This is a genomic window from Pseudomonas sp. R28(2017), from assembly GCF_002112505.1.
In the GTDB taxonomy this organism is placed as follows: domain Bacteria; phylum Pseudomonadota; class Gammaproteobacteria; order Pseudomonadales; family Pseudomonadaceae; genus Aquipseudomonas.
The window spans coordinates 67,511-88,039 of record NZ_NEHW01000015.1 but is presented as its reverse complement, the minus strand read 5'-3'; the positions used below and the strand labels follow the sequence as shown (position 1 = coordinate 88,039).

18 protein-coding genes are annotated in these 20,529 nt (G+C 66.5%); 8 read left to right on the top strand and 10 right to left on the bottom strand.

Annotated features, from left to right (window positions below):
- Positions 1–2: 2 nt before the first annotated feature.
- Positions 3–812, bottom strand: coding sequence for a shikimate dehydrogenase (locus tag CAF78_RS23205; protein ID WP_085679911.1), 810 nt, complete (start codon positions 810–812; stop codon positions 3–5).
- Positions 813–957: 145 nt separating this feature from the next.
- On the opposite strand from CAF78_RS23205, the gene CAF78_RS23200 reads away from it, so the two are divergent.
- From CAF78_RS23200 to CAF78_RS23190, 3 genes are all read left to right on the top strand, one after another.
- On the top strand, positions 958–1,728 hold the full coding sequence (locus CAF78_RS23200) for an IclR family transcriptional regulator C-terminal domain-containing protein (protein ID WP_085679915.1): 771 nt from the start codon (positions 958–960) through the stop codon (positions 1,726–1,728).
- A gap of 127 nt (positions 1,729–1,855) precedes the next feature.
- The gene (locus CAF78_RS23195) at positions 1,856–2,260 is read left to right on the top strand and encodes a DUF2251 domain-containing protein (RefSeq protein WP_085679918.1); all 405 of its coding nucleotides are present in this window, start codon (positions 1,856–1,858) and stop codon (positions 2,258–2,260) included.
- Between the two features lie 304 nt (positions 2,261–2,564).
- Complete coding sequence (locus tag CAF78_RS23190; RefSeq protein ID WP_085679921.1) at positions 2,565–3,068, top strand: glycine zipper domain-containing protein; 504 nt, start codon at positions 2,565–2,567, stop codon at positions 3,066–3,068.
- 73 nt (positions 3,069–3,141) lie between these two features.
- Here CAF78_RS23190 and CAF78_RS23185 read toward each other — a convergent pair whose 3' ends face one another.
- The 3 genes from CAF78_RS23185 to CAF78_RS23170 all read right to left on the bottom strand — a co-directional run bounded on the left by CAF78_RS23185 (position 3,142) and on the right by CAF78_RS23170 (position 8,570).
- The gene (locus tag CAF78_RS23185) at positions 3,142–3,396 is read right to left on the bottom strand and encodes a hypothetical protein (RefSeq protein ID WP_085679924.1); all 255 of its coding nucleotides are present in this window, start codon (positions 3,394–3,396) and stop codon (positions 3,142–3,144) included.
- Between the two features lie 159 nt (positions 3,397–3,555).
- A complete protein-coding gene (locus tag CAF78_RS23180) occupies positions 3,556–6,942 on the bottom strand; it encodes an Ig-like domain-containing protein (protein ID WP_085679927.1) in 3,387 nt (1,128 codons plus the stop codon).
- A gap of 401 nt (positions 6,943–7,343) precedes the next feature.
- Positions 7,344–8,570 (bottom strand): MFS transporter, encoded by a 1,227-nt coding sequence (locus tag CAF78_RS23170; protein ID WP_085677416.1) that lies wholly within the window; start codon positions 8,568–8,570, stop codon positions 7,344–7,346.
- A 332-nt stretch (positions 8,571–8,902) separates the two neighbouring features.
- Between CAF78_RS23170 and CAF78_RS23165 the strand changes: the two genes are divergently transcribed.
- The gene (locus CAF78_RS23165) at positions 8,903–9,166 is read left to right on the top strand and encodes a DUF2790 domain-containing protein (protein WP_085677415.1); all 264 of its coding nucleotides are present in this window, start codon (positions 8,903–8,905) and stop codon (positions 9,164–9,166) included.
- A gap of 86 nt (positions 9,167–9,252) precedes the next feature.
- Here the strand turns inward: CAF78_RS23165 and CAF78_RS23160 are convergent, their stop codons facing one another.
- From CAF78_RS23160 to CAF78_RS23145, 4 genes are all read right to left on the bottom strand, one after another.
- Entirely contained in the window at positions 9,253–9,912 is a 660-nt protein-coding gene (locus CAF78_RS23160) for a response regulator transcription factor (protein ID WP_085677414.1), read from the bottom strand.
- A 25-nt stretch (positions 9,913–9,937) separates the two neighbouring features.
- Positions 9,938–10,309: a response regulator transcription factor gene (locus CAF78_RS23155; protein ID WP_085677413.1), complete on the bottom strand. Its 372-nt coding sequence runs from the start codon at positions 10,307–10,309 to the stop codon at positions 9,938–9,940.
- Positions 10,306–11,448 carry an ATP-binding protein gene (locus CAF78_RS23150; RefSeq protein WP_371856913.1) on the bottom strand — a complete coding sequence of 381 codons (1,143 nt, stop codon included), beginning with the start codon at positions 11,446–11,448 and terminating at the stop codon, positions 10,306–10,308. The genes CAF78_RS23155 and CAF78_RS23150 overlap by 4 nt, the downstream gene beginning before the upstream one ends.
- A gap of 68 nt (positions 11,449–11,516) precedes the next feature.
- The gene (locus tag CAF78_RS23145; protein ID WP_085677411.1) at positions 11,517–12,746 is read right to left on the bottom strand and encodes an MFS transporter; all 1,230 of its coding nucleotides are present in this window, start codon (positions 12,744–12,746) and stop codon (positions 11,517–11,519) included.
- A gap of 168 nt (positions 12,747–12,914) precedes the next feature.
- Here CAF78_RS23145 and CAF78_RS23140 point away from each other — a divergent pair, with 168 nt between their 5' ends.
- From CAF78_RS23140 to CAF78_RS23130, 3 genes are read left to right on the top strand one after another with little or no spacing between them, the layout of a single operon-like run.
- Complete coding sequence (locus tag CAF78_RS23140; RefSeq protein ID WP_085677410.1) at positions 12,915–14,231, top strand: epoxide hydrolase family protein; 1,317 nt, start codon at positions 12,915–12,917, stop codon at positions 14,229–14,231.
- 21 nt (positions 14,232–14,252) lie between these two features.
- On the top strand, positions 14,253–15,293 hold the full coding sequence (locus tag CAF78_RS23135; protein WP_085677409.1) for an alpha/beta fold hydrolase: 1,041 nt from the start codon (positions 14,253–14,255) through the stop codon (positions 15,291–15,293).
- Between the two features lie 17 nt (positions 15,294–15,310).
- Positions 15,311–16,090 (top strand): alpha/beta fold hydrolase, encoded by a 780-nt coding sequence (locus tag CAF78_RS23130; protein WP_085677408.1) that lies wholly within the window; start codon positions 15,311–15,313, stop codon positions 16,088–16,090.
- An 18-nt stretch (positions 16,091–16,108) separates the two neighbouring features.
- Here the strand turns inward: CAF78_RS23130 and CAF78_RS23125 are convergent, their stop codons facing one another.
- Positions 16,109–19,012 carry a winged helix-turn-helix domain-containing protein gene (locus tag CAF78_RS23125; protein WP_085677407.1) on the bottom strand — a complete coding sequence of 968 codons (2,904 nt, stop codon included), beginning with the start codon at positions 19,010–19,012 and terminating at the stop codon, positions 16,109–16,111.
- Positions 19,013–19,118: 106 nt separating this feature from the next.
- Complete coding sequence (locus CAF78_RS23120) at positions 19,119–19,502, bottom strand: sigma factor (protein ID WP_085677406.1); 384 nt, start codon at positions 19,500–19,502, stop codon at positions 19,119–19,121.
- A 209-nt stretch (positions 19,503–19,711) separates the two neighbouring features.
- On the opposite strand from CAF78_RS23120, the gene CAF78_RS23115 reads away from it, so the two are divergent.
- Complete coding sequence (locus CAF78_RS23115; protein ID WP_085677405.1) at positions 19,712–20,527, top strand: helix-turn-helix domain-containing protein; 816 nt, start codon at positions 19,712–19,714, stop codon at positions 20,525–20,527.
- The last annotated feature ends 2 nt before the right edge of the window (positions 20,528–20,529 follow it).

Genomic DNA, 20,529 nt, shown 5'->3' with positions numbered 1-20,529 from the left:
CTTCAGATCTCCAGCGGTGTGACGCCCATGAAGGCGCCGAGGTGGCCCAGCTGGGCGAAGGCCATTTGTGCACCGGTCTGGATCGGGCAGCCGCGTTCGCGGGCCTGGTGCAGCAGCGGGGTGATTTCCGGCGAGGTGACCACGTCGGCCACCAGCGTGGCGGCCTTCAGGGTCTGCAGCAGCGCGGCGGGCAGAGGCAGCTCGCCGCTGTTGCCCATGCCGACGGGGGAGGCGTTGACGACCAGGTCGAAGGCTTCCAGTGAGCGGTAAAGGGTGGCGACTTGAAGCGCCGGGAAGGCATTGCCTAGCACTTCACCCAGTGCACCGACGCGTTCGGCGCTGGGGTCGCTGAGGGTGAGGCTGGCAATGCCCGCTTCACCCAGTGCATAGGCGATCGCACTGCCGACCCCGCCGCAACCCACCACCAGTGCGCGCTTGCCGCTGGCCACGAAGCCTTGCAGGCGGGCGGCACCGAGGAAGCCCGCGCCATCGACGTTGTCGCCCAGCAGGCGGCCGTCGTGTTCACGGCGGATCACGTTGACCGAGCCCAGTGCCTGGGCGCGCTCGCTAAGCCCGTCCAGCCGCGTGGCCAGGGCCTGCTTGTACGGCACGGTGACCACGCAGCCGCGCAGGTTGCGCCAACCGCGCAGGTGGTCGACAAAGGCGCCCAGTGCTGTTTCCTGCAGGTCGATGGGAAGCATCGCCAGGTCGCGGGCGTTGTGGGCGAACCAGGTGTTGAAGTTTTCCGGCGACTTCACCTGGGCGATAGGCGAACCGACGATGGCGACCAGTTCTGTCGAACCTCGGATCATGCTGACCTCCGTTATGGCTGTTGTTGTGGAGGCAAGCTTGTCGTGGGGCGGCAACGTCAACAATGCGCTGATCGGCTGTTTGATGCGATAATCGCAGCCACCTTTCGGTTATCGCAGTAATTGCCCCTTTCCAAGAGCCGCGTACATGCCCCAGTCCGAGATCCACCCCCGCGATCTGATCGCCGGCCTGCAGAAAGGCCTGGCGCTGATGCAGCTGTTCAGTGCCGATCAACCACGCCTGAGCGTGCCCCAGGCAGCCAGGTTGTCCGGCCTGACCCCCAGCGCCGCACGGCGCTTTCTGCTGACGCTGGTGCACGAAGGCTTCGCCGAGACCGACAACCGCCATTACTGGCTGACCCCCAAGGCCCTGCGCCTCGGCCAGGCCTATGTCGATTCGGCGCAGTTGCCGCGCATGCTGCGGCCGATCGTCGAGCAGGTGGCGCGGCAGACCCAGGAGCATGTGTCGGTGGGCAGCCGTGATGGCGACGAGATCATTCACCTGGTGCGCAGCCGCTACAGCCACATCGCTTCGTTGTCGATCCGCCCCGGGTCACGGGTACCGATGTATTGCACGGCAAGCGGCCGGGTCTGGTTGGCGTGGCTGGAGGAGGGGCAGCGTGAGGAATACTTTGCGCGCAACCCGCTGAATGCGCTGACGCCCTACACCCAGACCGACAGGGCACTGCTGGAGGCGGAGTTGCAGCGGGTGAGGGCGCAGGGCTACAGCATCGTCGATCAGGAATACGAGATCGGCATGCGTGTGCTGGGTGTGCCGCTGCTCGACCGCAGCGGCCAGTTGAAGGCGACCTTGACTATCACCACCCATGCGTCCCGGTTGAGCATCGACGAAATGCGCCTGCGCTACCTGGCGACGCTGTATGAGGCGCAGGCGTTGCTCAAGCCGGTGCTGGATTGAAGACGGTGCCAAAGCCAGGCGCGGGGCGGCTTGATTGCGGCGCCAGGGCGCAATCCAGATTCGCTTGCAGCGGGCAGTCGTTGCTGGGCATGATCAAGCCTTCTCTCACAGGAAAAGGATTGCCAACATGCCTGCCTATCTCGCCGCACAGAACGAATTGATCGTAGGGGACGGCCTGGTGGTTGAGGCACCGGCCGGGGAAGGGCCCTACGTCGTGGTGTTCGAGGACGATGAGGAAACCGGCTATTTCTACGCCCTGGATACATCAGGCGCCGGCAACCCGATCCAGACTGCGCTGCACATCTACGACGTGGAGAGCGTCGCGGACCGGGACAAGCCCTCCACGGTCAAGATTGCCTGGTCCGAGGACCACCGCAAGGCGCTGCTGCTGATCAACGACTACCCGCATGCGGTCTTCGATTTCGAAGCCAGGCAGGGGCACAACCGCACCGGGTTCCCGCTGCCGACGGACAATGGCTGGTCGCATGCCAGCCAGGAGTGGGATGACAGCGCGCTGCGGCATTTTGCCTGACGCGGCTTCATGCTCAGCGCGAAAGGGGTTGATGCATGAACCCCTCGGCGCTAGCGGAACGAGGGTGTTCGATCTTGGCGCCGTGCCGCCCGGCACAGATCTACCCCCATTGCAGAACAGCAGGAGCGCCAGGCTCGGCGCCGAGCCTGGCAATTAGCCAAAGACCGCTAAAAAGCCCTGAAGTTTCACCGAAAAAACAGTAGCTTAGAGAATTTTTCCACGCCGTGTTACTCGTCGGATTTCAATTGTAAGCCCCCGTGCAGAGCCTCAGGATCGCCTCGGCATCCCTTTGAGGCTTTTACGCATGAAGTACTCCTCGATTCTGTTGTTGTCCCTTGGCTTGCTGAGCGGCGTCGCATCGGCAGGCGGCAATACCGAAGCAGGCATAGGCGGCGCATTGGGCGGGGTATTGGGCTCGGTGGTCGGCCAGTCGATCGGTGGCAACACCGGCTCGGCGATCGGCGCTGGCCTGGGTGGCGCGGCCGGTGGTGCGGTGGGTGCCAACAAACACAGCCGTGGCGAAGCTGCCATTGGCGGCGCACTGGGTGCAGCCGGCGGCAACGTGGTCGGCCGCCAGATGGGCGGTACCACGGGCAGCCTGATTGGCGCGGCAGCCGGTGGCGGCGTGGGTGGCGCCCTGGGTAACCACATGGGCCGGGAATACGATGATGAAAGTGGCCACCATTCCCGTGGTCGCGACTACGACGATGATGACGACGATGATCGGGGCTGGCGGGGTCGCCACCACGACCGTGGCCATCACTATGGCTGGCGCAAGCACCATCGGGACTGGCGCGACGACGACTGATCTGTGCCGAGACAGATGGCCCGTTGCCTGAGCCACGGGCGCTGCCAGCGATGACTGGCAGCGCAGTTCGCAGTCACTGATCGATGCCGGCGCATTCCACCCGCAAGAAGGGGAATAACTCGTCTGGATTACGGCATTCGCTGTTCAGCTTCACGCGTGCGGCTTCTGCCTGTGACCTGGTCGCATAACTGGGTTTGAGCCGCAATTTCTCCTGGTTGTCGTAGATGTCGAAGCCACCAGAAACGGTAGCGGCATAGAAACGAGAGCCCGATTGAAAGCATTCTTTTTCGACGGGTACAGCGGGAACGATAACAAATCTTGATTGCATGATCCGTGCCTCCCCAGGCAGATACCTTAGTATTAGCCTGAAGGGCGGAAGGCATCAATATGACTCATCGGGACGATTCAATGGCGCGGCGTGTCACGCATACCCGGCACGCCGTTGTCACGCGGGGCCGTCAGGCGGCCCCGGTCTTGCTCTGCACACTCATTTGACGGTGATGGGTGCGGTCACGCTCTGCCCCAGTGCCGACTTCACGGTGATCGTCGCCGGTGTCGCCGGGCCGCTGCCGGTGGTGGTCACCGACAACCGCCAGCGTGCTCCGCTGGTGGCTGCCGTCAGCGTCGCCGTGCCCAGGTTCAGCGGGCCACTGGTGGTAGCTGCGGTCACGCTGATGCTGTTGCCGTTGGCCACCGAGGTGGTGCCAGCGATGTCCCAGGTTGAGCGGTTGTTGCTGCGCACTTGCACCACGGCGCTGCTGACCTCGATCTGGTCCGCCACCACGGCAGGGCTCACTGCGACACTGACCGTGGCTGGCGCCAGCGACTCGGCGCCTTTGGCGTCGCGTGCCGTGTAGGCGAAGCTGGCGATGAACGGGGTGTCGGCCGTGGTCGGCGGGGTATAGGTGATGGTGGTGCCGTTGCTGCTGGCGCTGCCCTTGCCGGAATCCGGCTGGTTCAGGCCGGTCACCGTCAAGGGCAGGTGGCCCTCAGGGTCGGTGTCGTTGGCCAGCACGTTGATCACGATCGGCTTGCCGGCCGTGGTCGCGGCGCCGTCATTGTTGGCCACCGGTGGCTTGTTGGCCGGGTCCGGATCGTTGTCCTTGCTGGCGGTACGGAAGGTCGGCAGCCCCACCGAAGCCATGTACTCCACGCCATCCCAGCCCGGCAGCGGGGTGGGCATGACCTGGAACTGCCCCGGATGCTCCAGGTCCCAGCGCAGCAGCATCGAGGAGTCTTCGTGCTGGGTATTGTGGCAATGTTCCATGTAGGTGCCGGCGAACTCGCGGAAGCGAATGGCCACGTCCAGTTCCACCGAAGCATCGGCTTCCGGCCCGATGCGGTAGACGTCCTTGCGTGCCCATTTCTCCCATTCCGGTGGTGCCTTGCCGTCACGGCTGAGGACCACGCCCTCTTCGAAGTGCACATGCACCGGGTGGCTCCAGCCGTTGCCGCCGTTCTTGATTTTCCACACTTCCAGGGTGCCGTCGCCACTGAAGCCGCCCGGGGTCGCTTCGCTGGCCATCTGCGGGGCGGCGGTGATGCGCCGCGGGTCCATGCTGTAGCCGAAGCCGCCGTCGGTCTTGATGGTCCACGGTGCGCTGTCGGTGCCGTCGGAGCGGCCGAACAGGAACTCGCGGTGCCGCGCGGCCTTGAGCTTGGCCTGGTCGGCTGCGGCGGTGCGGTCGATGGTCAGCGGGATCATCTTCAGGCCCTCGGCCTTGCCCGGCTTGGCCGGTTCATAGGTGCTCGGGTCCATGCTGACGTCGGTGCCGCTGTACGGTTGCACGACCATTTGCAGGAACTTGCCCACCACCGGGTCGCCCTTGTCCCATTCCGGCCCTTTGCTGGTCTGTTTGATCACCGCCTTGTACTTCTCGGACAGCACGTCGGCCAGCTCGATGGCCTGTTTCGGGCCCTTGCCGGTGTCGTGTTCCATCAGGTTGACGAAATACAGCTTGTCGCCGGCCTTGATGCCATGTTTGGCGAAGTTGATGATGATGTCGTAGCGCTCGGCGATGGCCTGCACCGGCAGGATGGCATTGTTGTCGTCGGTCTTGCCGTCGCCGTTGAGGTCCAAAGTGCCGTCGAACGGTACGGCATGTTCCATGATGTTGCCGTCGTTGGCGATCATGTGGAACGGCACCCGGGCGTACGACACGTTGGAGCCGGACGGCCCCTTGAACTCGCCACTGTTGCCGGCGATTTCACGCACCACGGCGAACTTGAAGTAGCGCGACACCGAGCCGTTGAGCAGGCGGAATCGGTAGCTGCGGGCGCGTACCTTGAGCTTGGGCTGGTACTGCCAGTTGACCAGCATCTGGTCGCCGAGGAAGCCGTCGGTGTTGAACGGGTTGAACCACAGCTGGCCGTTCTGATCCCAGGCCTTGTCGGCGATTACCAGGTTGACGTCGTAGTCGCGGTTGCCCCAGGGCATCCCCGAACCGCTGGGCAAGCGCAGGTTGACGCCGTCCTGCAGCGCTTCGTTGCCGCGGTCGATGGCGCTGTAGTAGTTCATCATCACGGCGTTGCCCTTGTAGACGTTCTGCGCCGTGAAATCCAGCATGTGATCGTGGAACCAGTGGGTGCTCATGGTTTCGCGCCAGTCGCCACGAATCTTGATGCTGCCGTTCTCGCAGGTTTTCAAACCTGGGCTGGCATCGTTGACGTACAGGGTCTCGCCCGGCGAGCAGGGGAACGCGGCGCGCGGGTCTTCGGCACGGGTGTTGATGGTGTCGTAGCCGGCCAGCTGCACCGGCCAGCGGTAGTCGTAATACTGGCCGGGGAAGAAGTAGGCGTTGGCGTAGCCATCGCTTTCGGCCGGGTTGTGGCCGTTGTGTTCGTGGGTGGAAATGGTGTGCAGGCCAAAGCCTGCGTTGGCCGCCGGGTCGATCGGCAGCGCGTTGTAGTGGCGCATCAGCATTGGCTGGCCGTAGCGGACCATCAGCAGCTTGGCCGGGAAGGTACCGTCGAAGGTCCACAGCGCCTTGTGGTTCTGCAGCGGCATGTTCGGGTGAAAGCGCGTGTCGATGCCCTTGGTGGTACCGAGGGTGGTCGGGATGTCCGAGGTCTGGTAGTACAGCCCGCCCGGCCCGAACTCACCGACGGCATAGTTGTGCAACTGCTTGCGGTCCCGCAGCCCCTGGTTGATGCGCGCACCGGCCTGCGCAGTCTTGAACGCCGCCTGGGGGTAGAACTCGTTCCAGCGCTGGTGCGACCAGCCTTTTCCGGGTGGCCGGCCTTCTGCCGGCGAGCCGACCGAGTTGCGGTTGAGGAACAGCTCGATCTGCGCCTTCCACGGGTTGCGGTCGAGGGTGTTGGCGTACTGGGTGGGGAACGGGTAAAGGCCCGGCTGCTTGAGGAAGGCTTCCAGGGCGTTGCCGTTGGGGCTGCTGCGGGCCACCACGTCAGGGTCCTGCGCCGGGGCTGCGCCCAGCGTGGGGACCGGGAAGGTGAGTGTCGGTGGCGGCAGGTTGGGGTCGAGTTTTTCCGGGCCGAATTCCTCGAACAGCAGCAATTGCTGGGTGAACGGCTGTGCCCCGAACAGCGGGCTCGGCTTGCCATTGGTGGGGTAGTTGCGCGAGGTCTGCAAGGCGGGCGGCAGCACGTTGTCGACGCGGGTGCTCGCGCGATCACCGTACACCCCGTCTTGCAGCTCCAGCGCACCCTCGTTGGCCTCGGGCAGGTTGAACAGTTCGAGCAGCGCCGGGCCGGGGTCGACCGGCTGGTCGCTGTAATGCGACGGGTCCGTCGGCGGTGGCTGGCTGACATCGTCCAGCGAGGAGGCCTCGGCCGAGAAACTGAGCATCAGTGCGGTGACGGCAGACAATCTGAATGCGTGGGAACCGGGGTGGATCACGACAGGTATTGGCATGGTCGGGTGCCTCGCTCGTAGCTAGGTGGCTTCGGGCCACTGATAGCGCTTTGCCTGGTTTAACAGGCCTCGAGCAACGGCTATGCCAACATTTTTTTCACATGCAGTTTGCCGGGCAAGTCCTTGTGCAGCTTGGTGTGCGCAAAATAAAGGGGCGCAAGTACCCCAGGCCAGCGCCCAGCAGCGGGTCCATTTTCCCCACGAATGGTGGGACTTCCAGCTTGCCGCAGGATCTTGTGGGAGCGGGCGTGCCCGCGAACACCGGCGAAGCCGGTGCCATGCACCGCGTCGCATGCTTCGCGGGCACGCCCGCTCCCACAGGGTAAAGCGGCGCTTGCTGAGGCTTTGTTCGCTGCGCGACAGCGCAGCCCAAAGGGCTGGGTGATCTCCCACAGGGAGTGTCAGCCAGCCTGCGCCGCCAGGCTGTTACTTACATTACGCCCCAGCACCAGCACCGTGACAAAACCACAACCCACCAGGGCCGTGGCCAGGCTCAACAGCACCGAGCTGCCCAGCTGGTCGACGATGCGCCCGCCGAAGAACGAGCCCAGCGCGATGATCACCTGGAACATGGCCACGAACAGTGGCATGCCGCGTTCGACATCCTTGGGCGCCACCACGAACATCCAGATGCTGGAGCAGGCCGGGAACGCGCCAAAGGCGAAGCCCCACAGCGCGATCAGCATGGCCGCGCCGGTCAGGCCGGTGGCGAAGTAGGGGAACAGTGCGGTGCTGACGCCGATCATCACCGCCACCAGCATCAGCGTGTGGCGCACGCTCTGGTTGGCGGCGTAGCCGGCGAACAGGTTGCCGATCACCCCGGCCACGCCATAAAGCAGCAGCAGCGAGCCGATGGTCGGGCCGTCGAAGCCGGAACTCTGCTTGAAGAACGGCGCGACATAGGTGTACGCGGCAAAGTGCGCCAGGCCGATCAGCAGCACGGCGATCAGGCCGACCCGGGCTTGCGGGTTGACGAACAGCGCCGGCAGGTCACGGATGTGAATGGCCTTGTCCGGGTTGAGCCGCGGCAGCAGGAACAGCTGCGCCAGCAGTACCGGCACGCCGAGCAGTGCGGTGACCAGGAAGGTCATGCGCCAGCCCATCAGGCCACTGAGCCAAGTACCCACGGGCACGCCCAGCACGGTCGCCAGGGTCACACCGGCCATGATGATCGAGGTGGCCCGGGCCACGCTCACGCCCTTGGGCGCCAGGCGGCCGCTGAGGGCGATGGCGGTGGCCCAGAAGCCACCGATGCTGATGCCCAGCAGCACGCGGCCGAACAGCAGCAGGCTGAAGTCGCTGGCGTAGGCCACCACCGAGTTGGCGATGATCATGATCAGCGTCAGGCCGATCAGCAGGTAGCGCCGGTCCATCGCGCCGATGCCTACCGACAGCAGTGGCGCGGCGAGGGCCGCCATGATGCCGGGCAGCGTCACCATCAGCCCGGCCTGGCCGGCGCTGATGCCCAGGTCGCTGGCCACATCGTTGAGCACGCCCACCGGCAGAAACTCGCTGGTGACCAGGGCGAAGGCGCCCACGGCGACCGAGAGGATCGCCAGCCACTGCTGCCTGACGCTTTGTTGATCATGTTCGGGAAGGCCGTGGGAGGCCTGACTGACGCTTGGCATGTTCCTGATTCCAAGGTGAGGTCGCCTGTTGCAGGCGAGGGGGAGGGAAAATTGAAGGCGATTATAAGAGCCGGCTGTGGCACGTCGACAGGCGAGCCGCTCGATAGTATTCATCAACGGGATCGATGGAACGCGCCGGGTAGAGCACCCGCTGAAGGCTGCGCGCGTTTGTATCACAGCGTATCCAGAGGCGATGCGGATACCCAGTGATGCGATCCGCAAGGGATCATGACACAAGCCAGGTACGTTCCAGGCGTCAAATGGGCTCCATCGAAGCGAAGCAGTAACGCCTCGGTTCAAACCGAACCCCTTGAAGCCCGGAGCGCATCACCATGAACCGCAAAGCCGTCTACACCGCCTGCCTGTTTGCCGCCCTGAACGTCTGCACCCTGGCCGCCCGTGCCGAAGCCGCCGACAGTGCCCGCGACTACACCTATGGCACCCACCTGGACATCAAGAAAGTGCTGGCGACCAGCCAGGATGCAACGCCGGCCTGCGGGGTGGTCAATGCCCGCCTGACCTACCTCGACTCCCACGACCAGACCCAGGTGCTGAACTACCGCACCCTCGGTGACCACTGCATCGGTGAGAACTGATACGCAACCACTGCCCCCCGCCTGACGACAGAGGAGCACGGCCATGAACTGGTGAGACAGATCGCCTGAACACTCGACCCCGGGGCTCACTGCTCGCCAGCAGTGGGCCCCGTCAGTTGTGCCGCGATGCGCACCAGCTCCGCCACCGAACGTGCCTTCATCTTGCGGGTGACCTTGCCGCGGTGGGCCTTGACGGTGATCTCGCTGATGTCGAGGTCGGCGGCGATGACCTTGTTCATGCAGCCGGCCACCACGCGGTCCATGATCTCCCGCTCGCGTGGGGTCAGTGAGGCGTAGCGTGCGCGCAGCTCCTCGAGCTTGACGTCGCGCTCGAGGGCGCTGCGGCTTTTCTCCAGCGCGGCATGGATGGCGGCCAGCAGGATGCCGTCGTCGAACGGCTTGGTCAGGAACTCCAGCGCCCCGGCCTTCATTGCCCGGACCGTGCCGGGGATGTCGCCGCAACCGGTGATGAAGATGATCGGCATGCCCGCCTGGGTGCCGGCCAAAGCGGCCTGCAGGTCCAGGCCGTTGAGGCCCGGCAGGTTGATGTCCAGCACCAGGCAGCTGGGCACGGCCTCGCGCGGGTGGGCGAGGAAGGCCTGGGCGGAGTCGAACAGCCGTGGCTGCCAGTTGGCGAAGCGGATCAGCAGCTCCAGCGACTCGCGCACGGAAATGTCGTCGTCCACCACGTACACCAGCGGGGTCGCCGTGGCGGTCAGGGAGGCGTTGAGGTGGCGGGCGATCATCGGCTGTGCTCCTTGAAGTCCTGGTTCAATCGACCGGCAACGCGGCGCTCAGTGCCTTGAGCAACTGCGCCTCGCTGAAAGGCTTGGCCAGGCAGTCGACCACGCCGGCACGCGGCAGGCGCGGGTGCTGGCAGGCATCGGCGTTGGCGGTGATGAAGATGACCGGGATGGCATGGCCGCCAGCGTGCAGGGCCTTGAGCAGGTCCGGGCCCGACAGGCCGGGCATCACCATGTCGAGGATCAGGCAGCGGGCCTGCGCCTTGCAGGGGGAGGCCAGGAATGCCTCGGCCGAGGCGAATGCCTCGACCGCAAAACCGAACTCCCTGAGCAGGTCGGGCAGCGACTCGCGGACCGACTCGTCGTCATCCACCACCGCCACCAGCACGGGCTCCTTCATGGGTTGACCTCCTTGGCGGCATCACCGTCTGCCGCTGCGCCGCTGGCCGTGGGCAGCGGAATGGAAAAGTGGAAGGTCGCCCCCGGCCCGTCATTGAGTGTGGCCCAGAGCTCCCCGTTGTGGCGCTCGATGATCGAGCGGCTGATGGACAGGCCGATGCCCATCCCGGTTGCCTTGGTGGTGTAGAACGCCTCGAACAGGCGCCCCATGGCCTGGGCATCGAAGCCGCTGCCGTTGTCGCGCACCTGCAGGTGCACGCCGTGCCGTGCATCGAGGTCGGTGCTGATCAGCAGCTGGCGCGGCGCGCCGGCCAATTCGCGCATGGCTTCGACGGCATTGAGGATCAGGTTGAGCATCACCTGTTGCAGCTGCACGCGGTCACCCTGAACTGCGGGCAGCCCCTTGGCGAACTGCACCTGAAGCACGACGCCATTGCGCCGCAGTTCGCCGAGCAGCAAGGTGATGACCTCGTGCGCCGCCTCGTTCACATCCACCGCTTCGTTGCGCACGCTGTGCCTGGCGAACAGCGCGCGCAGGCGCTTGATCACGTCGGCCGCGCGGTTGCCGTCGCGAAGGGTACGCCGCGCGGTTTCCATGGCGCCTTCGACGTTGGGCGGGCTGGCACCGAGCATGCGCAGGCAGGTGCTGGCATTGGTGACGATGCCGGCCAGCGGCTGGTTGACCTCGTGGGCGATCGAGGCCGTGAGGGCGCCGAGGCTGGCCACCCGTGCCAGGTGGGCCATTTCCGAGCGGATCTTGTCCAGTGCTTCCTCGGCCTGCTTGCGGTCTTCGATGTCGGTGTTTTCGCCGTACCAGTGCAGCACCGCGCCGGCCTCGTCGCACTGCGGCACGGCGCGGATCAGGAACCAGCGGTAGACCCCGTCGTGGCGGCGCAGCCGGGCCTCGTACTCACCTGGCGTGCCGGCCTGCATCAAGCCCAGCCAGTAATGCAGCAGGCCGTCGGCGTCGTCCGGGTGCAGCGAGGCGGTCCAGCCGTGGCCGCGGGCCTGCTGCTGGGACATGCCGGTGTAATCGCACCAGCGCTGGTTGATGAAGTTGACCTCGCCGTTGGCATTGGCACTCCAGACAAAGCCGGGCACGGCGTTGATCAGGTTGCTCAGGTCTGGCTCGTTCAGCATGGCGGTTCTCTGCGTTGCGGGCGCCGCCGGGGCAGCATGCGCTGCGGCGCGGCAGGTGCCCATAGTACTTAGGTGTCACTGCGCCGGCGGTCACTGCAGCCCACCAGCAGGGCGGCCAGCAGCAGGCTGGCGGCGTACAGGTTCAACAGCTGCTGCGGTGTCCACTGCTCGGCCAGCAGCAGGCCGGCGACGCTGGGTGACAGAATGCCGCCCAGGCGGCCGATGGCAAGCACCAGGCCGACACCGCTGGCGCGGGTTGCCGTGACGAAGCTGCGCGGCGCCAGGGTGTAGAGGGCGGCGATGGCCCCGTTGAGCAACAACCCGGTACCGAAGCCGGCGGCGAGGGCCAGCGCCAGGGTGTGGCTTGCGGGCATCATCAGCGTCATCAGCAGGGCATCGAGCAGCAGCAGGCCGACCAGCAGCCGCCGCGAACCGAGGCGGCGCGTGGCAAGGCCCACCAGCACCGCGCCGAACATGCCGCCGGCATTGAGCAGCATGCCCGCACCGAGGCCGTCCTCGCTGGAGAAGCCGTTGCGGATCAGCAGCACGGGTGTCCAGCTGGTGACGAAGTAGTAGCTGAACATCAGCAGGAAGAAGGTCGCGGCCAAGGCAACGGTCTGCAGCCATTGCCCTGGCGCGAACAGCAGCCGGTATCGGGCCCGCATAAGGGGTGCGCCGGCTTGCGCGGCGAACGCCAGATACTCCCTGGACTCACGCAACCCGCGCAGGCCGGCCAGCGCTGCGAGCAAGGTGATGCCTGCGCCGGCCAGAAACACATGGCGCCAGCCCGCGCCTTCATTCAACGCGCGGGCCAGCAGCCCGCCCAGGGTGGCGCCCAAGGCGAATGCCGCGGATTGCAGGGCGACGGCCAGGCCGCGGCGGCGTTCGCTGGCGTATTCGTAGGTCAGCACGTTGGCACCGACCAGGATCGCCCCCACACCGAGGCCGGTCATGGCCCGCAGCAACAGCAAGGTGGCGTAGTTCTGGGTCCAGTACGACAGCAGCATGCTCACGCCGCTCAGGGCAAGGCTCCACAACAGCAGCGGGCGGCGACCATGGCGGTCGGCCAGGGTGGCGGCGCACAGCGAGCCGCAGGCCATGCCGACCAGGCTTGCGCTCAGCAGCACGCCGACCTGCACGGCATTCAGCGCCCACTCGGCGGCGACGGCATGGGCAGTGAAGGCCATGGCCATCGCGTCCATGCCATCGATCACGTTGAACAGCATGCACAGGCCGATCACCCGCCACTGGGTAGTGGCCGGTGCCGTTAGCGGATGGCTGAGGGTCTGCCCGTTCATGCGGGGTCCTTCCATGGTTTTGCGTGGAGTCTGCACGAAAACCGCGGGCAGTGGGAGCGACAGGCTTGGCAGTTGCTGACACCAAGGTATCGCCCGACACCTAGGTGTAATCGCCGCCTGGCGCTGGCAGTGATGTGATCAGCCTGGCATAGCCAAAGGAGATTCATCATGCGTGCTGCTCCGCCTGTTCCGTTGCCTCGCTGCGCCAAGGCCGGTGCGCTCGGCCTTGCCCTGTTTGCTACCTGCATGGGGGCATGGGCGGCCGAGTCGCAAGCCATCCGCCCGTACCACATCCATGTCGACGACGCCCAGTTGGCCGACCTGCGCCAGCGCATCGCCGCCACCCGCTGGCCCGACAAGGAAACCGTCGACGATACCTCGCAAGGCGTGCAGCTGGCCCAGGTGCAGGCGTTGGTGAAGTACTGGGGCAGCGACTACGACTGGCGCAAGGCCGAGGCCCGGCTCAATGCGCTGCCGGAGTTCATCACCACCATCGATGGCGTCGACATCCAGTTCATCCATGTGCGCTCGCCCCAGCCCAACGCCATGCCGCTGATCCTCACCCATGGCTGGCCGGGCTCACAGTTCGAGTTCCTCAAGGCCATCGGCCCGCTGACCAACCCCACCGCCTACGGCGGGCGTGCCGAAGATGCCTTCGACGTGGTCATCCCGTCGATCCCCGGCCATGGCTTTTCCGGCAAGCCCGCCGTGCTGGGCTGGGGCCCCGAGCGGGTGGCCAAGGCCTGGGACGTGCTGATGAAGCGCCTGGGCTATCAGCACTACGTGTCCCAGGGCGGCGACCACGGTTCGGTGATCTCCGATGCCCTGGGCCGCCTGGCGCCTGCCGGCCTTCTGGGCATCCACCTGAACATGCCGGCCACCGTGCCGCCCGAGCTGGTCAAGCCGATCAACAGCGGCGACCCCGCACCGGCGGGCCTCGGCACTGCCGAGCGCAGCGCCTACACCGCGCTCAGCACCTTCTTTGGCCGCAACGCCGCCTACGGCGCGATGATGGTCACGCGGCCACAGACCATCGGCTATTCGCTGGCCGACTCGCCCGCCGGCACGGCGGCCTGGATGTACGAGAAGTTCGCCGCCTGGACCGACAGCGATGGCCACCCCGAGCGGGTGCTCAGCCGTGACGAGATGCTCGACGACATCACCCTGTACTGGCTGACCGACAGCGGCGCGTCGTCCTCACGCTTCTACTGGGAAAACAATAACAACAACTTCAGTGCGGCCGCGCAGAAGACCCAGGACATCAAGGTACCGGTGGCCATTACCGTGTTCCCCCGCGAGATCTACCAGGCGCCGCAAAGCTGGGCGCAGCGCGCCTACCCGTCACTGGCCTACTACCGCCAGGTCGACAAGGGCGGCCACTTCGCGGCCTGGGAACAACCGCAGCTGTTCAGTGAAGAGCTGCGCCAGGCGTTCCGCCCCTTGCGGGCGGCAGGCAAGGCGGGCGACGCCCAGGTATCCCGATAACCCCAACCCCGGAGTTTCACCATGAACCCCACGACCCCACGTATCCGCCGCCTGCTGGGCCTGGCGCTGCTGCCGCTCGCGGCCCTGAGCCTGCAACCCTGCCAGGCCCACGCCGGCACTGTCGCCGCCAGCACGATCGAAGCGATCAAGCCCGGCAGCCATGTCTCGTTCGGCGAGTTGAAGCAGGTCAAAGCGGGCCTGCTGGAGGTGTCCTACGCCGAACTCGGCCCAGCCGACGGCCCGGTGGTGATCCTGCTGCACGGCTGGCCCTACGACATCCACAGCTACGCCGACGTCGCCCCGGCGCTGGCGCAGAAGGGCTACCGCGTGCTGGTGCCTTCGGCCCGTGGCTATGGTGACACGCGCTTCCTGTCGGCCAAGACCCTGCGCAACGGCCAGCCTGCCGCGCTGGCCTCGGACCTGATCGATTTCATGGATGCCCTGGGCATCCAGCAGGCGGTGCTCGGTGGCTACGACTGGGGCGCTCGCACCGCCGACATCGTTGCCGCGCTGTGGCCGGAGCGGGTCAAGGCGCTGGTGGCGGTCAGCGGCTACCTGATCGGCAGCCAGGAGGCGGGCAAGGCCCCCTTGCCACCTGCTGCCGAGCTGCAGTGGTGGTACCAGTTCTACTTCGCCACCGAGCGCGGCCGCCAGGGTTACCAGCAGAACACCCACGATTTCGCCAAGCTGATCTGGAAGCTGGCCTCGCCGCAGTGGCAGTTCGACGACGCCACCTACGACCGCAGTGCCGCGTCGTTGCAGAACCCCGACCATGTTGCCGTGTCGGTCTTCAACTACCGCTGGCGCCTGGGCCTGGTCAAGGGCGAAGCGAAGTATGACGCGCTGGAGAAGAAGCTCGCCGCCTTCCCCACGATCCAGGTGCCGACCATTACCCTGGAAGGCGACGCCAACGGCGCGCCGCACCCGCCTGCCGAGGCCTATGCCAAGCGCTACAGCGGCAAGTACGAGTACCGCCTGATCAGCGGCGGGGTCGGCCACAACCTGCCCCAGGAAGCGCCGCAGGCCTTTGCCCAGGCGGTGATGGATGCCGACCATTTGTGAAACCGAGGAACCTACCCATGAAGCAGCTCATGACCGCACTGGCCATCACCGCCAGCCTGTTCAGCGCCGGCCAGGCACTGGCCCAGGCGGAAAAACCCACTGTCGTGCTGGTGCACGGTGCCTTCGCCGACGCCTCCAGCTGGAACGGCGTGATCCGGATACTGGAACAGGACGGCTACCCGGTGGTCGCCGTGGCCAACCCGCTGCGCAGTGTCGCGGCAGATGGCGCGGCGGTGTCGGCGGTGATCGGCCAGATCAGCACCCCGGTGGTACTGGTCGGCCATTCCTACGGTGGCAGCGTGATCAGTGCGGCGGCCAACGGCCATGCCAATGTCAGCGCGCTGGTGTACGTCGCCGCCATCACCCCGGACGCCGGCGAGACGGTCGCGGGCCTGGCCGGCAAGTTCCCTGGCAGTACGCTGGGCCCGGCCCTGGCTGCGCCGGTGCCGCTGGCCGACGGCGGCAAGGACTTGTACGTCCAGCAGGCGCGCTTTCACCAGCAGTTCGCCGCCGATGTACCGGCTGCCCAGGCCGCGGTGATGGCCGCGACCCAGCGGCCGATCACCGACGCGGCGCTGAACGAGCCGTCCGGCGAGCCGGCCTGGAAGCACATTCCGTCCTGGTACATCTACGGCGACCAGGACCGCAACATCCCGCCGCAGTCCCTGGCGTTCATGGCCCGGCGCGCCCACGGCAAGGCGGTGCAGGTGATCAAGGGGGCGTCCCACGTGGTGATGATTTCTCACCCCGAAGCGGTGGCACGCATGGTTGAAAAAGCGGCGGCCGGCCAGTCGTGAGGGCGGGCAGGGCGGGTATCATGCCGGCATTGCAAGGGCCTGCCAGCGTTGCTCCAGCTGGCGCAGGTCGAGGGTCTCGAAGCCTTCGCTGAACTGCTCGCGGTACTGCGCCAGCAATTGCCTGGCTTCGGCCAGGCGCTGCTGCTCGCGCCACAGTTCGGCCAGGTCCATGGCGCTGCGCAAGGCCCAGCTGCGCGAGCCCTGCTCGTGGCTGAGGGCGAGCGCTTCGCACAGCAGGGCTTCGGGCAGTTGCAGGTCGCCCGGGTTCATGGCCTTGTGGATGGCCGCCTTGATGCGCAGCAGTTCGGGCAGGGCGAAGGCATCGCCGCTGCTGCGGCAGTGGCCGATGGTGTGGCTGACCTGGGCCAGCGCTTTGTCGTAGGCACCACTGAGCACCAGCCCTTCGGCAAGGGCGATCTCGAAGTACGTGGTGAGCAGCTCGTAGCGCATGCCGTGCAGCCTGGCCAGGGCTTCTTCCAGCGCGGCGACGGCATTGGCCGGTTGCCCGCTGCGGATGTCGATGGCGGCCTGGATGCCCTGGACGGCCGCCATGTAGGGCGCAAAGGCATTGGTCTGGGCGACCTTGGCGAAGACCGCGAGGCCGTTGCGGGCGCGTTGCAGGTCACCGGTCCAGATGTCGATGTGCAGCGTCCAGACCAGTGCGATGCAGTAGGTGGCGGCGTGGTCCAGCTGCACCGCGTCGCGCTCGACCTGTTGCGCGCCTTGCCGGGCCTGGTCGGGGTAGCCTTGCAGCCACAGCGTGCGGGCCAAAGCCAGGCCGGTGCGGTTGCGGTGGTCGAAGCCGTAATGGATGGTGCTGCTGCGTTCGGAGGGCAGGCTGTGGCGCAGCGAGGTTTCCAGGGTCTGCCGGGCCAGGGTCTGGTTGCCCAGCAGGTGGTAGGCAATGCCCGCCAGCGAGGCGGCTACCGCCGTTGCCTCGGGTTGGCCCATGCCTTTGGCGACTTCGACGGCCTGTTCGGCCCAGTGCAGCGAGGCGGCAAAATCGCCGATGCGCTCGTAGAAGATCTGCAGGCGGCCCAGCAGGCGCAGCTGCGACCAGCGGTCATCCAGCTGCTCGGCAATCTCCAGGGCACGGTGCAAGGCTTGCCGGGCCGCTTCGTTGTTGCCTTGGGTGAACATCAGCACCAGCCCGAGCGCGGCTTGCAGTTCCATTTCGGTGGGCGTGCCGAAAAAACCCAGCTGCAGCAGTTCGGTGGCCCTGGCGCACCAGGTACGGCACTCGACCAACAGCGAAAAATGCAGGAACAACTGCGCGCTGGCGGCGGCCAGCGGCAGCGCCAGGCCGGGGTCGCCCTGGGGGCCGAAGCTCCACTCCAGCGCGCTGCGCACGTTGCCCAGCTGGCTGGCCAGGCGCGCCGAGGCGCTGAAGATCTGCTGCGGCGTACCGCCCAGGTGGCTGAGCAGTTCCGTGTGGAAAGCGGCATGCCGAAAGGCCAGGGCATGGGCCTCGTGCGGGCCGCGCAGCAGCAGTTTTTCGCGGGCGTAGGCGCGGGTCATTTCCAGCAGCCGATAGGCCGCCGAAGCGTCACTGCGGTCGACCGTCACCAGCCCTTTGGCGCACAGTTCATCGAGCAGGGCGGCAGCGTCGAGCGGGTCGAGGGTGTCGTCGGCGACGATGTACGTCACGGCCTGCAGCGAGAACGGGCCGACGAACACCGCCAGGCGGTCGAACACCAGGCGTTCCTGCTCGCCCAGCAGGCCGTAGCTCCAATCGAACATGGCGCGCAGTGTCTGGTGCCGCGGTTGCGCGGTGCGGCGCCCCGACCAGCCCAGTGAAAAGCGCTCGCCAAGCAGGGTATGGGTGGCCTGCACGCCGTGGCTGGCCACCCGCACGGCGGCCAGCTCGATGGGCAGCGCCATGCCGTCCAGGCGCCGGCAGATGTCGCCGATCATGCGCGCATCGTCGGTACTCAGGGTCAGGGCGGTGTTGCTCGACGTGGCACGTTCGACGAACAGGCGGATGGCCGGGAAGGCCAGCAGTTCGTCCAGGCCCAGCGCTTGTTGCTCGCTGGGGAAGGCCAGCGGTTCGAGCCGGTGCAGGTGCTCGCCACGGGCACGCAGGGGTTCGCGGCTGGTGGCCAGGATGGCGACGCCTGGCGCGGCATCGCGGATCTGCTCGACCAGCGTCGAAACGGCATCGATCAGGTGCTCGCAGTTGTCGATGACCAGCAGCAGCTGCTGCCCGCGCAAATGCGCCAGCAGCACGAACAGCGACGCTTCGGCTTGCACCGGAATGCCCAGCGAGCCGGCGATCGCCGACGGCACCACGTCGGCATCTTCGACCTGGGCCAGGTCGACGAAGCGCACCGTTCCTTGCCCGCTGCTGGCCAGGCGATGACCGATCTCGACGGCCAGGCTGGTCTTGCCGACGCCACCTGGGCCGACGATGCTGAACAGCCTGGGCTGCTGCAGGTGCTCGCAGACTTGCAGCACGTCGCGCTCGCGGCCGATCAGCTGCGAACGCGGCGGCAAGCTGCCGACCGCAAGGCGAGTACGGTTGGGCAGCGGGTAGGCCGCCGAGGGCGCTGGCACGGTGGGTGCGCCCGGGGTATGGGTGATCGGCGCGACGAACGCGTACCCCACGCCGACCTGGGTGTTGATGTAGCGCGCGCCGTCCTCGCCATCCCCCAGCGTGCGGCGCAAGCCGGTCATGTGAAAGCGCAGGCTGCCTTCTTCGACGACCAGGTCGGGCCACACGCGCCTGAGCAACTCGCGTTTGCCGACCACCCGGCCGGGCCGCTCGAGCAGGGCCAGCAGCAGGTCGAAGGCGCGGCCGCCGATATCGACCGGCGTGCCGTGGCGGGTGAGCATGCGTTTGCCCGGCACGACCTGGAACGGGCCGAAGCTGATGGCCGACAGGGAGGGCTCAAGTTGGTCGTCCTGGGGAGACTCCGCGGTCATCGTGCTCTCGGCGCTGGAAAGAAGAATTGGCGCGACGGTGAACCCCGTGCCGGTCGCTACATGATAGGTATTTTGCGCACCTGGGCAAGCATCGCCCGGCCGCCGTTCAGTGTACCCGTGCTGCCGTGCGGCGTTTGCCCGGCACTGCCGTGACGCTGAACGCCAGCGGCTTGCGACGGTGTTCGACCAGGGTATGGCGGGCCATGTCGATCAGCCAGGCGCGAAACGGCGACTGCGGGTCGTAGCCTGTGCAGCGCTGGCAGACCGCCCGCCAGGCCTGCTGTACCAGCTCATCAAGCGCTTGCTGCGCCAGCCAGCCGGCCTGGACCTGCCCCTCGTAGAACGCCAGCAGCAACGGCATGACCTGGCGGGACAACTGCTCCAGCGCACCCGGGCGACCGTCGAGGGTATCGGCCAGCAGCGCGGCCAGCTCCTCATTGCTGGCCCGATCAGCCCGGTACAGACAGTGTTCGCGATAATCGTCAGTCATCAGCGGATTCCTTCTACGTCATCTATCGACTTGCCAGCGCACACGGTGGCGAGCGTCCAGCCTGAGCGGCATTGGCGGCGAGTGCCAGTTATGCGCTGTTAGCTTCTGTTAGCGTGCTCAACGGGCCGAGCCAACGGCATCGTAGCGAGGCATCGCTGACGATAAATGCCAGAATGTATCGGCCAAGTGACAACCTGCAGGAGTGAGCAATGAACACGGATGCACGCACGCCCGGCCAGGCCGAAGCACTGGATGGGCGCAGCGAGGACTACCGCGACTACCAGGATGTCGCCTTGCCGATGACGGCGCTGGTGCGCAACCAGCCGGCCGGGGCCTACAACACGCCACACACCCACCGTCACGGCCAACTGTTGTACGCCACCCACGGTGTCATGCGGGTGGCGACGGACGACGGCCTGTGGTTCCTGCCCCCCAGGCGCGCGCTGTGGATCCCGGCGGGCGTTGTGCATGACCAGCTGATGCTGGGCGCGGTGAGCATGCGCTCGATCTACATCCAGGCCGACCTTGCCGCACGCTTCGGTGAGCGCTGCCGGGTGCTGGAGGTATCCACGCTGTTGCGCGAGCTGATCCTGGTGCTGGCCGGCCAGCCCATCGAGTACGAACTGGCGGGGCGCAATGCCCATGTGGTGGCGTTGATCCTCGACGAACTGGCGGCTGCGCGGACCTTGCCGCTGCAGATTCCCTGGCCGACCGACCGGCGCCTGCTGCTGATCTGCAACGCCATCGTCGAGGCCCCCGGGCATGCCCGCACCCTCGAATACTGGGCGGACACGGTGGGTGCCAGCCCGCGCACGCTGATCCGGCTGTTCCTCAGGCAGACCGGCATGACCTTCCGCCAGTGGGTGCAGCAGGTGCGCCTGGCCAGTGCCCTGGACCGGCTCGACAACGGCGAAGCGATCGGGGCCGTGGCCCGGGCGTTGGGGTACGCCAGCGCCAGTGCGTTCAGCAACCTGTTTCGCCGGGTGATGGGCGAGTCGCCCAGCGCGTTCCTGGCTGCACGCTGAAG